This window comes from Hydrogenivirga sp. (assembly GCF_056450045.1).
Genome location: NZ_JBWONM010000164.1, coordinates 1 through 11482 on the forward strand (window position 1 = coordinate 1; position 11482 = coordinate 11482).

Annotated in this window: 14 protein-coding genes; 4 read left to right on the forward strand and 10 right to left on the reverse strand. The window is 52.0% G+C overall.

The window, feature by feature from the left end:
* A partial coding sequence (proC, locus tag AC1HCM_RS06625) for a pyrroline-5-carboxylate reductase (RefSeq protein ID WP_479460979.1) occupies nt 1–606 on the forward strand: 606 nt, incomplete at its 5' end.
* Nucleotides 561–1193 carry a peptidoglycan editing factor PgeF gene (gene pgeF, locus AC1HCM_RS06630; RefSeq protein ID WP_479460980.1) on the forward strand — a complete coding sequence of 211 codons (633 nt, stop codon included), beginning with the start codon at nt 561–563 and terminating at the stop codon, nt 1191–1193. The genes proC and pgeF, both read left to right, overlap by 46 nt.
* On the opposite strand, the gene AC1HCM_RS06635 is transcribed toward pgeF, so the two are convergent.
* Nucleotides 1177–2304, reverse strand: coding sequence for an NAD(P)H-dependent flavin oxidoreductase (locus AC1HCM_RS06635; RefSeq protein WP_479460981.1), 1128 nt, complete (start codon nt 2302–2304; stop codon nt 1177–1179). The two genes, pgeF and AC1HCM_RS06635, sit on opposite strands and share 17 nt — an antisense overlap.
* Nucleotides 2305–2350: 46 nt before the next feature.
* On the opposite strand from AC1HCM_RS06635, the gene folK reads away from it, so the two are divergent.
* Entirely contained in the window at nt 2351–2875 is a 525-nt protein-coding gene (gene folK, locus AC1HCM_RS06640; RefSeq protein ID WP_479460982.1) for a 2-amino-4-hydroxy-6-hydroxymethyldihydropteridine diphosphokinase, read from the forward strand.
* Here the strand turns inward: folK and AC1HCM_RS06645 are convergent.
* The 3 genes from AC1HCM_RS06645 to AC1HCM_RS06655 all read right to left on the reverse strand — a co-directional run bounded on the left by AC1HCM_RS06645 (nt 2869) and on the right by AC1HCM_RS06655 (nt 6122).
* Nucleotides 2869–4098, reverse strand: coding sequence for a cysteine desulfurase family protein (locus AC1HCM_RS06645; RefSeq protein ID WP_479460983.1), 1230 nt, complete (start codon nt 4096–4098; stop codon nt 2869–2871). The genes folK and AC1HCM_RS06645 overlap by 7 nt on opposite strands.
* Nucleotides 4099–4109: 11 nt before the next feature.
* The gene (locus AC1HCM_RS06650; protein ID WP_479460984.1) at nt 4110–5159 is read right to left on the reverse strand and encodes an Mrp/NBP35 family ATP-binding protein; all 1050 of its coding nucleotides are present in this window, start codon (nt 5157–5159) and stop codon (nt 4110–4112) included.
* Nucleotides 5160–5267: 108 nt separating this feature from the next.
* Nucleotides 5268–6122 carry a hypothetical protein gene (locus tag AC1HCM_RS06655; RefSeq protein WP_479460985.1) on the reverse strand — a complete coding sequence of 285 codons (855 nt, stop codon included), beginning with the start codon at nt 6120–6122 and terminating at the stop codon, nt 5268–5270.
* 380 nt (nt 6123–6502) lie between these two features.
* On the opposite strand from AC1HCM_RS06655, the gene AC1HCM_RS06660 reads away from it, so the two are divergent.
* Entirely contained in the window at nt 6503–7351 is an 849-nt protein-coding gene (locus tag AC1HCM_RS06660) for a twitching motility protein (protein ID WP_479460986.1), read from the forward strand.
* On the opposite strand, the gene AC1HCM_RS06665 is transcribed toward AC1HCM_RS06660, so the two are convergent.
* From AC1HCM_RS06665 to AC1HCM_RS06690, 6 genes are all read right to left on the reverse strand, one after another.
* Nucleotides 7338–8510, reverse strand: coding sequence for a type III PLP-dependent enzyme (locus AC1HCM_RS06665; RefSeq protein ID WP_479460987.1), 1173 nt, complete (start codon nt 8508–8510; stop codon nt 7338–7340). The two genes, AC1HCM_RS06660 and AC1HCM_RS06665, sit on opposite strands and share 14 nt — an antisense overlap.
* Nucleotides 8511–8528: 18 nt before the next feature.
* Entirely contained in the window at nt 8529–9290 is a 762-nt protein-coding gene (locus tag AC1HCM_RS06670; RefSeq protein WP_479460988.1) for an MBL fold metallo-hydrolase, read from the reverse strand.
* Nucleotides 9277–9513, reverse strand: a complete 237-nt coding sequence (locus tag AC1HCM_RS06675; protein ID WP_479460989.1) for a ferredoxin — start codon at nt 9511–9513, stop codon at nt 9277–9279. Before AC1HCM_RS06675 ends, AC1HCM_RS06670 begins: the two co-directional genes overlap by 14 nt.
* A 2-nt stretch (nt 9514–9515) precedes the next feature.
* Nucleotides 9516–9746, reverse strand: coding sequence for a ferredoxin (locus AC1HCM_RS06680; protein ID WP_479460990.1), 231 nt, complete (start codon nt 9744–9746; stop codon nt 9516–9518).
* Nucleotides 9747–9813: 67 nt separating this feature from the next.
* Entirely contained in the window at nt 9814–10731 is a 918-nt protein-coding gene (sucD, locus tag AC1HCM_RS06685) for a succinate--CoA ligase subunit alpha (RefSeq protein WP_479460991.1), read from the reverse strand.
* A gap of 3 nt (nt 10732–10734) precedes the next feature.
* Nucleotides 10735–11316, reverse strand: coding sequence for a Uma2 family endonuclease (locus AC1HCM_RS06690; RefSeq protein WP_479460992.1), 582 nt, complete (start codon nt 11314–11316; stop codon nt 10735–10737).
* Between the last annotated feature and the right edge of the window lie 166 nt (nt 11317–11482).

Consider the following 11482-nt stretch of genomic DNA (forward strand, 5'->3'; position numbering starts at 1 on the left):
GTGCTCCTCGCCGTTAAGCCAAAGGATGTTAGAAGCGTCCTCTTAGAGCTCAAAGAGAGCCTGAAGGGAAAGATACTCCTCACAGTCGCTGCGGGGCTTGAGCTCAGCTTCTATGAAGAGGTTCTCGGAAAGGATCAGAAGGTCGTCCGTCTTATGCCAAACATAAACCTCCTCGTGGGGAAGGGGACCATAGCGGTTGCCCAGAACGGAAGGCTGGAAGAGGAAGAGTTTGATGAGGTCCTCAAGCTCCTTTCCTGCTGCGGCAGCCTCTACGAGATACCCGAAAGTCTCTTTGACAGCTTCACAGCCCTCGCGGGAAGCGGTCCAGCCTTCGTGTTCCAGTTCATAGACGCCCTCGCCCTCGCGGGTGTGAAGGAGGGCTTTGCCTACGAAGAAGCTCTCAGAATAGCCTCAGATACCCTGGCGGGAAGTGCGGAGCTCATAAGGACCCTGGGAGGAAATCCCAACGACTGGACTACAAAGGTCACCTCTCCGGGAGGGACAACGATAGAGGGGCTCGCCTACCTTGAGAGAAAGGGCTTCAAGGGAACGGTGATGAGATGCGTGGAGAAGACATCAGAGAAGGCAAAGAGGTTAAAGAGCTGAACTACAGCTCAAGGCTGGGCAACAAGCTCATAGAGGTGAAGACCTCCTGGAAGGAACACGGGAGGCTATACCTTCCCATCCAGAAGCACACCAACAGGGTCATAACCCTGACCAAATTCCCCGCTCTGCCCTTGATAGGAGACGCTGTGATAACAAACCTCAGGAACGTTGAGATAGGGGTGAGGACAGCCGACTGCGTCCCGGTGGTTCTCATAGGCGAAGAGTGGGTGGGTGTTATACACGCAGGCTGGAGAGGTATAGCCTCGGGCGTGATTGAGAAGACCATAGGGAGGCTTTCGGTCTTTGAAGAGGTTGGAAAGCTCTTTGCCTTCCTCGGACCCGCCGCCAAGTCCTGCTGTTACGAGGTAGGTTCAGAGTTCAGAAGACTCTTTCCCGGCTACGTTGAGGAGAGAGGGGGAAAGCTCTACATGGACCTCCACAGGGCTGTCATGGGTGAACTCAGAGAGCTTGGGGTTAAGAGCATAGGAGTTCTTGAGCTTTGCACCGTGTGCACCGAAGGGCTCCCATCCCACAGGAGGGACAGAAGCCAGGAGAGGATGCTAACCTCCGTCAGGATACTTGGATAGGCTCCAAGGTGGGGTCCGGTCTCTTCCCGGTCAGTATCTCAAGGAGCTCCTTCACCGATATTATCCCCTGCCTCTTGAGGAGGTGCCCGTTGGCACCTATGATGAATATACCCTCCTCGTAGTTGCCGAGCCAGGCAGCTCCGAGCCTGTCGGCTATGCAGAAGCCCACCTTCTTAGCCTCTTCACCCCTGTTGCAGGGAGTAACGCAGTTAGAAACACACCCCTTCCAGCCGTTAACCCCTGCGAGGAGCCTCTCTATGAAGGGCGTCTTTATAACCCTCAGGGGGTAGCCAACGGGAGACTTGAGGAGCATTATGTCCTCCTCTTCGGCGTTAAGGACCACCTCCTTGTATATGAGGGGAGCGTCACACTCCTGGGTGGCAACAAAGCGGGTAGCCATCTGGACTCCAGCAGCACCCCTTTCCATGTACCACTTTATGTCCTCGTAGCTCCATACACCGCCAGCCACAACAACAGGGATCTCTCCCCACCTGCTCGCCTCCTCTAAGACCTCCGGCAGGAGGTTCTCCAGCTGATACTCGGGTTTGAAACAGTCCTCGTACCTGAAGCCCTGATGTCCTCCCGACTTGGGACCCTCCAGAACCACCGCATCGGGGAGCCTGCCGTACCTCCTCTTCCAGGTCCTGCATATCAGGTTGAGCGCCCTCGCCGAGGAGACTATAGGGACGAGAGCTACCTCGTACCCCTCAACGTACTGGGGCAGTGAGAGGGGAAGTCCAGCACCCGATATTATGATGTCCGCACCTGCTTCAGCTGCGTCCTTTGCAACCCTTCCGTAGTCGGTTATAGCCGAGAGGATGTTAACGCCTATAGCGCCCCTTCCGCCTGCTATCTCCTTTGCATCCTGAATTATCCTCTTCAGAGCCTCCGGACTGTGGGTGTTCTCCGAGCCCACGGGTCTTCCAAACTTGTCCCTCTTTACCAAGTCCGGGTGCCTGTATCCCGTTCCAACGGCGGATACAACGCCTATTGCACCCTCCCTTGCGACAGCTCCGGCGAGGTTCTCCCAGGATATACCCACACCCATTCCACCCTGTATTATGGGTATGTCAGCGACGATGTGTCTTATCTTAAGCTTAGGTAGTGTCATGTCCTGCTCCTTCTGTGAAGTTGCATTAAATTTAAGCCTTCAGAGAATGAGGTCAAGGAAAAGAGTCTTCTTGGGTCTTGGAAGCAACTTAGGTGACAGGCTGAGCTACCTACTCTCCGCTATAGACAGGCTCAAGGAGCTCGGGGATGTGGTCGGTGTATCAAGCGTGTATGAGAGCGAGCCTTGGGGAGTTGAGGAACAGCCTCCCTTTCTGAACTGCGTCCTTGAGCTCTGGACGGATATCCCTCCCGAGGAACTCCTGAGGAGGCTAAAGGAAATAGAAAAGGCTGTTGGCAGGAGGGAGAGGTTTCGCTGGGGACCGAGGGAGATAGATATAGACATCCTCCTGTATGAGAATGAAGTCCTTGAAAGTGAAGAGCTCAAGATTCCCCACCCTCACCTTGAGGAGAGGGACTTTGTCCTCGTTCCTCTGCTTGAGATTGACAGGGGGATAAGGAATCCTAAGAGCGGGAGGGAGCTATCCGAGGTTCTGAAGGGATTTGAGGTCAGACTGAAGCCCTTCTGCTGTATTTATCTAAAAAGGGAAAAGGGGAGCCGGAGCTCTCAGTGAGCTCCTTCCCTTGATTTAACGTACTTGTCCCAGTTTTCGGGGTTGAAGGGAGATAGGCTTCTCAGCCAGTTGACTATCTTGGGGAACTCCTCAGAGGCGTACTCCACATCCTCCTCGGTATTCTCCCTTCCGAAGCTGAAGACTATTGAGCCGTTTGAGACCTCCTTGGGAACCCCTATGGCAAAGAGGACGTGAGACTGCTTCAGTGCAAGGGATACGCAGGCTGAACCCGATGCAGTCTCTATACCCATGAGGTCGCACCTCAGAAGCATCGCCTCTCCTTCAACGAAGTGAACTATGAGGGAGAGGTGGTGGGGAAGCCTCTGGGTTGGGTGTCCCGTAAACTCTATATACTCAAGCTTCTCCTCAAAAGCCTTCCTGAGCCTGTCCCTGTAGTTGGCAAGTCTTGTCATTCTGTCCTCAAGCTCCTTCATGGTGAGCTCCGCAGCGGCACCGAAGCCAACTATGCCGGGAACGTTCTCCGTTCCAGCCCTCACACCCCTCTCCTGGGTTCCGCCCTCTATGAGGGGTCTGACCTTTACACCCTTCCTCGTCCAGAGAGCTCCCACACCCTTGGGTCCGTACATGAGGTGAGCTGTGAAGGATGCGGCATCAACGCCCCAGTCCTTGAGGTCAACGGGATAGTGCCCGAGGGTCGGTGCTGCGTCGGTGTGGAATATAACCTTGGGGTTCTTCTCCTTGGCAGCCTGAACGAGCTCCTTTATGTTCTGGATAGTCCCTATCTCACGGTTTGAGTGCCCTATGGACACAAGGACTGTGTCCTTCCTGACAGCCTCCCTCACCTGCTCGGGGTCTATAAGTCCGTACCTGTCAGGCTTGAGGTACGTAACCTCCCAGCCTTCTCTCTCCAAGGTCTTACAGGGGTGGAGTATGGAGTGGTGCTCTATGTCTGTAGTCACTATGTGGTTTCCCCTCCTCTTGTAGGCGCTCGCTATACCCTTTATGGCAAGGTTGTTAGCCTCTATACCCCCGGAGGTAAAGACTATCTCCTCGGGTGTGTTGGCGTTTATGAGGGTGGCTATCTTTTCCCTCGCCTCGTTGACAGCCTTCTTAGCCTCCTGACCGAAGCTGTGAAGGGATGTTGGGTTACCGAACTTCTCCCTGAAGTAGGGGAGCATAGCCTCAAGAACTTCCTCAGCCACCGGCGTGGTGGCTATGTGGTCTAAGTAAACAACCCTCTGACCAGCCTTCTTCGCAAACATCTCTTACCTCCTCAACTTAATTCCTGCGTAATTATCCTGGCTATACCAAAGAAAGCCTTTGCTACCTCCGAATCAGGGCTTCCAACAACTATGGGCTCTCCCCTGTCGGATCTCTCCGCCACCTCGGGGTCTATCGGTATTGAACCGAGAATCTTGAGCCCGTAGGCGGATGCGAACTCAGCGGTCTTACCCTTACCGAATATGTAGTACCTCTTACCGCTTTCGGGGCAGACGAAGTAAGCCATGTTCTCTATGACCCCGAGCACCGGAATCTGAACCTCTTTGAACATAGAGGTAGCCTTCTTGACATCCGCAAGGGCAACATCCTGAGGCGTAGTTACGACTATAGCCCCAGATATATCAACGTTCTGAGCGAGGGTCAGCTGAACATCTCCCGTTCCCGGCGGTAGGTCAAGGATTAGGTAGTCAAGCTCACCCCAGTCAACATCAAAGAGGAACTGGGTGAGAGCCTTCATGAGCATGGGACCACGCCATATGACGGGCGTGTCCTCCGAGGGAAGCATGAAGCCTATGGATAGAACCTTTATACCGAACTTCTCTACGGGTACTATCTTGTTCCTCTCGTTCACAGTTGCCCTCTCCCCTTTCAAACCCAACAGGGTCGGTATGCTCGGTCCGTATATATCTGCATCAAGAAGACCAACACGGTAGCCGAGCCTTGCGAGGGCGAGGGCTAAGTTTGCGGAGACGGTTGATTTGCCAACCCCGCCTTTACCGCTCCCGACAGCTATCAGGTGCTTGACACCCGGGACCTTTCTCTTTGTGAAGGCTGGCTGACCAGCCGGCATCTGGGGCTCCTGACGGGGAGGCGACTGGGCGAACCTGACGCTAACCTTCTCAACGTCGGGTATATCCGATACCGCTTCAACCACCTTCGCCTTGAGAATATCTTCAAGACCTGCCTTCGGCAGGTAGAGAACCACATCAAGCTCACCGCCTATGAGCTTTATATCCTTAACGAGCTGGGCGAGGTTTTCCTTCAGACCGAGGTCCTCAAGACTCTTGTCCCTGAGTGCGTCCATTATATCCTTTACAGCCATACGGTTTCCTCCTCTTTCCGAACCTACACTTAAAGGATATATTAATTTCCCGATAACTTTATGATAGAGCTCAAAGGAGGCGCCGGCCCAAGAGCCGGCTAAGGCGGGTCAGTACTCGTAAACGATTGTGGCGGAGGTGAATATGAGGTTGGCCCCCGCGTCTTCGTGTGAAAATTCAACATAGAAATAATAATAATCATCCGGACCAGGCTGAACCGTGTGGTTAAGGGAGGTATCCGATAATTTGGTCCATCCTGTTGCTCCACTCCCGGATGTTGTCAAATCTGCCAATGGAGAAATTGATGGACCTGAGGAGGGATCACCGCCCCAAGACCCATGTTCAAGGGATACTTGTACGTTTTCGTCCACAGAGCCATCACCACACCCGGCCGTGTCGCAATTATCATAAACGAGGACATGGAACTCCTTTATGACCGCACCTTCGGGCAGTTGGATGGGGCACTCAATAAAAACTTGATAATTAGTAGCACCATCATCATCAATAGGGTAGGCTCCCGCATAACCAACGGCTACTTGGTGGGTAGCCCCCACAGCACTAACCCTCCGGAATGGCACGCACGCCGATGCGTGAATGGTCACACTGTGGGTGCGTCTCAAACTTGATGAGCCCAGGTCGGTGCACTGGGGTGTGCCGTCATTACTCACGCCGGTCATAACCTGTCCCGTTCCGCATCCCGATCCTGAGAGATTTCCCTTAAAACCCTCAAGGGCTCCTATTCTGCTATTATGGTTGCTAACTTCTCCCTCAAGTGTCCCTATCCTGCTGTTGTTATCATTTACCGCATTTTTGATGGTATTGAAGTTCTGGTTCACCTCCGAAGACCTTGCGGTGGTGTTGGGCTGAAACTCAACGAGCCCCGTGACCTCTCCTGAGAGAGCCACGCCGTAGGTGAAGAGGAAGACAAAGGAAACAAGACCAACTAACCTCATCACTCTCCTCATGACACTACCTCCCTTAGAGTTTTCGGGCCCTCAAGAAGCCCCCACTTGCCCTGGTCCCACTTCATCTGGTCCCACTTGTTTGATTTTGAGGGGTCGTCCTGCTGACTATCACTATCTCCTCCTCCTCCTGATCCTGCACAGGATAAGAGGAAAAGACTACACGCAAGAACCGACCCAAATAGGTAAAGTCGTCGGTGTCTCATGTCCCATACCTCCAAGAGTTTTAGGAATAGGTGAGTCTGGAAAGGATGCCCTCCCCAGAAGTTTGCCTATTCCCGGATGTTAATATAATATCCAACCCTTCTTTTCACTATGGTAATTTTCACATTCAGATATATTTGACTGAATAAGGACTAAAATAAGATGGTGGGAAGGACAAGATGAACATAGGTCCGGAGATACTGAACTATCTTGGAGAGAGGAGGGAGTTCACGGAGATAATCCTCGCACCAAAAGCCTCCCCCGTTGAGAGAAGGGACAGGAGGATAAACAAGATAATGGACGTTCTCTTATCTCCCGAGGACATAAGGGACACCTTAGTCTCCCTGAGGTCCCACACACCCACATCCCTGGGTCCCCTTGGAAAAGAGGGCTTCTTCTCCTTCGGTCTGCCTGATGTGGGAAGGATAAGGGTCTCCTACCTTACCCAGAGGGGGAGCTACGTGGTAAGCATAGTTAAGGTGCCCTACGATATACCCGACCTCAAGAACATAGTATCCAACAGGGAAGATTTGGAGAGCCTGTTCAAGACCCTTGCCCGGACGAACGGAATACTCGCAATAATAGGGAAGTCCTACGTAATACACAACCTCTTCTCCTACTCCCTCCTGAAGGAAATCTGCAACAGGGAGTCGGGGCTCATATACGTCCTTGAGAGACCCATAACCTACCTCATAAAGCACAGCAGGTCAATAGTCATCCAGAGAGAGGTAGGTGTTGATGCCGACAGCTTTGATGAAGGAATTGAGGAAGCCCTCTTTCTCCATCCGGAGATAATATACCTGAGCGACATAATGATAAAGGATGCCCTCAGCTCTGTAAGGAAGCTCTTTGACATACCGATACTGACGATACTCAGCACCACAGCCTCAAGCGTTGAAGCCCTCAAAAAGAGCTTTGAGGTTTTCCTCGGTGGTGAGTCGGGGGACGTACTGAAGCTGATATCCAAGGTGATTGAGCTTTCCCTTGACGAAGGGGAGAGGATAAGGTTTTACATCAGAGACATATGACCTGAGGTGGTGGGAAACCGTTGAACCTTGAGGCGTAAACGGTGGTGTAGGCTCCCGCCGAGAGGATGAAGAGCCTGTCTCCCACTTCAGGTTCGGGTAGGTAGAGGCTCTTGGTTATAAGGTCCATGCTGTCGCAGGAGACACCTCCGAGAACCCACTCCTTTAATTCCCCCTCTCTCCTTACGTATATCGGGTACCTTATCCCTCCCAGAGCCTCCGCGAGCCCGTTGAAAACACCGGTGTCTATGTAAAGCCACCTCTCCTCGCCCCTTTGAGCCTTCCCTATGACGCTCACCACCATGATCCCCTGGTCTCCAACTATTCCCCTCCCGGGCTCTATCTGAAGCTCGTGGGGAATGGAGGAGAAGTACTTCCTGAGAAGTCCGCTCACGTAGTAGGCTATATCCTCAATCCTGAGAGCCTCCTGAAGGTAGCGGACGGGTATTCCACCTCCCATGTTGAGAACTAGGAGCTTTATTCCCCTCGCCCTCGCTCTCTCCCAGAGCTCCGAAGACCTCTTTACGGCTATGAACCAGTTCTGGAGGTTGTTGCACTGGGAGCCTACGTGAAAGGTTACGCCGAGGGGTATGAGACCCTTTTCCTTTGCAAACTCCAGTATGGAGAGGGCAGTCTCCGTATCAACTCCGAACTTCCTTGAGAGGGGCCAATCGCTCCCCTCGTTGGGGACCGCGAGGCGAACGTAAACCCTTGCCCTGGGAGCTACCCTGGCGATCTTCTCCACCTCTGTGAAGCTGTCAACCGCAAACCTCTTTACACCCACGCCGTAGGCGTAGTCTATGAACTCAGGCGGTTTGACCGGATTGCTTGAGATGACCCTCTCAGGCTCCACCCCGAGGGAGATGACTTTCTCAAGCTCCTCTGAGGAGGCAACCTCAAAGCCAGAGCCCACCTGAGCGAGCGCCTTGAGAACCTCAAGATCATCGTTAGCCTTCACAGCGTAATACACGTTTACATCGGGCATGTGGTACTTTATCTGAATGTAGCGTGCTTTTACGCCCTCAAGGTCAAGGAGGAGAGCCGGGGTTTTTACCCTGTCAAGCTCCTGAGCGAGCCTATCCCTTCGGGATATGAACTCTTCAAAGTAACGCTTTGCGTACCTGAACTGTATCTGGGCAGCGCTCGGGGAGACTTCCCTCATGAGGCTATTTTATACCCTTCAGAGCTCCAGCTCCATACCATCCCGAGCCGCAACTACCCTCAGACCGAGCTCCTGGGAGAGCTCATCGGCGACCCTTTCGGGATCCTTCTGGTGCATCTCCATGCTGAAGTGGGTGATTACGGTCGTGTCTGCCCCGCAGACGGATATAAGCTCCTTGACCTCCTCAACCGAAAGGTGGTCTATATCACCCCTCCTGCTGTAAAAGGTGGTGTTGATTATGAATACCCTTGGGTTCCTCGGGTACAGCTCAAGCATACGCTCCTCGTACCTTGCACAGGAGAGATAGACGACCTCGTCCTCACCAAAGGATAGCCCGTAGGTCTCCGCTCCGTGGTGGGAATGCCTCATCACCGCTCTTACCCTTATGCCCCTGTAAAGGAGCTCCGCTCCCTCGGTGAGAATACCGACCTTTGTGAGCCTCTTTCTAAGGTAGGGCAGGAGAACCCTGTCTCTCCCTTCCACGGCGGAGCGGGGTGCAAAGAGGGCTAGGTTCCTGTGCTTACCTCCGTCGGTGCAGGCTTCCACGAGGGTGTTGAGGTCTGCCGTGTGGTCAAGATGGATGTGGGATAGGACTATAAGGTCTATATCCCTGTAATCTACGCCTTTTTCCTTAAGATATACGAAGGCTCCAGGACCGGGATCCACATGAACCTTTCGGTCCCCAAGATCTAAGAGAAAGCCCCCGGACCTCCTTACGAGCCGGAAGGTGGTTACCCTTCCTCCTGCTGTACCCAGAAAGATTATCCTACGCGTCTTCAACTATTATGGAACCGCTGGGACACTCGTCCGCAACCTCTTCCACTTCCTGCTCAAGGTCCTCGGGGACGTACATCCACCTCTCCTCTTCGCTCTCCTCTATGTCGTATCTCACAACGTCCGCTATCCCATCTCCCCTGTCCTTGAAGACCTCGGGGACCCTGTCGTAGCAGAGCTCACAGGCTGTGCAGGTGTCGTAATCTATACGAACCTTCTTGTTGGGCATCTTTATGCCTCCTCAACTATTATGGAACCGCTGGGACACTCGTCCGCAACTTCCTGAACGTCATCGGCGAGGTCCTCGGGAACGTTCATCCATCTCTCGTCCCCGTCATCTATGTCAACCTGAACAACGTCCGCTATCCCATCCCCGATGTCCTTGAAGACCTCGGGTATCCTGTCGTAGCAGAGCTCGCAGGCTGTGCAGGTGTCCTGGTCAACTCTCACTTTAAGCCCCATCTGCTTACCTCCTTCGGTTTCTTGGACATATAAAAATATTAAAGAACTTTAATATATCAAGATAATCTTAATCAGTATCGCAGGTCTTGTCCTCCTGAGCTACCTCAAAAACACCGAGTATCTTAGCTACCGTCTCCCCTATCTTTGCAGGGTTGTCTATCACGTAGGCTCCCGCCTTCTCAAGTGCCTCCATCTTAGCCTTGGCTGTTCCCTTTCCGCCCATTATTATCGCTCCAGCGTGTCCCATCCTCTTTCCGGGGGGAGCGGTTATACCCGCTATGTAGGCGAAGACGGGCTTCTCAACGTGCTCGTCTATATACTCGGCTGCCTCCTCCTCTGCGGTTCCTCCTATCTCACCTATCATCAGGATAGCTTCGGTTTCAGGGTCCTCGTTAAAGAGCTCTATGACGTCTCTGTGGGACAAGCCGTGGACAGGGTCCCCCCCTATACCGACAGCCGTCGTCTGCCCGAGTCCGAGCCTTGTGAGCTGGTAAGCTGCCTCGTAGGTCAGGGTTCCGCTCCTTGAAACTATACCTACCTTGCCCCTCGTGAATATATGCCCGGGCATTATACCCACCTTTGCCTCTCCGGGGGTTATCAGTCCCGGACAGTTGGGACCTATGAGCTTGGCGTTGGGGTAGCTCTTCTTCATATAATCCTTGACCATCATCATGTCCTTCACGGGTATGCCTTCGGTTATGCACACGACGAGTTCAATCCCGCTGTCAAGAGCCTCAACTATGGCATCCGCCGCAAAGGGTGCGGGAACGAATATGAGAGAGCAGTTCGCTCCTGTCTCCTTCACAGCATCCCAGACAGTGTTGAATACTGGAATACCCTCTACATCCTGTCCTCCCTTACCCGGGGTCACTCCCGCCACAACCTTTGTGCCGTATGCCTTGCACTGGGTAGTGTGGAAGGAGCCTTCCTTTCCTGTTATACCCTGAACCACCACCTTTGTGTCCTTATCAACGAGTATTGCCATACTTTACACCTCCTTTTCAAGAAGCTTCTCAATATTTAACTCTATTCCTTTAAATACTTCAAAGTCATCCTTCCAATCCTGAACTATCCACTTTTTTCCTCTTTCCGCAACTATTACCTTTTTTGCTTTTGTAAAAATCCAGATAACTTTTTCCGTACCTGCATTTATAAGGTCTTGAGTTTTCTCAAATGCGTAATCTTCTACAGATGTGTAACCCCTTAAGTCCGCTTTTGTATCAACCTCTATAACAACTTTCGGGGGAATTTTTGTATATCCCTTGCTAAATTTAAACTTCTCTTTCTCAAATATCGCAATATCTAATAACCTAAAATTATCTTCTGAGGTATAGAATCCGAGCTCGTTGGTCATAATTAAGTATTTTGTGGGGTCAATCTTGGAATAAAGAAAAGCAACCAAAACAGCGATTATGTATGCTTGTAAATCACTGCTTACCATAACCGCCTCCGGTGGGAGCTCACCTTTTAGAACTTTTTCGTAATCTCGGTAATATATGGGTTTTCCCTTTACTTTTTCATACACGAGCGTGTTAAGGAGTTGTTCTTTGGATTCTTTTAGTGTGGTCATTGGATTTCCTCCTTATTGCATATAGGAAATCTCCTTTTACAAAAGCCTATTATCAAGTTTGTAAGCTTATCTATATCATTCTTTCCAAAGTTGTTATTCTTTATGTAATTTTGAAGTATATGTTTTGTATAAGGAACGGAAGAGTTGGAATAACATCCTTGAGCCT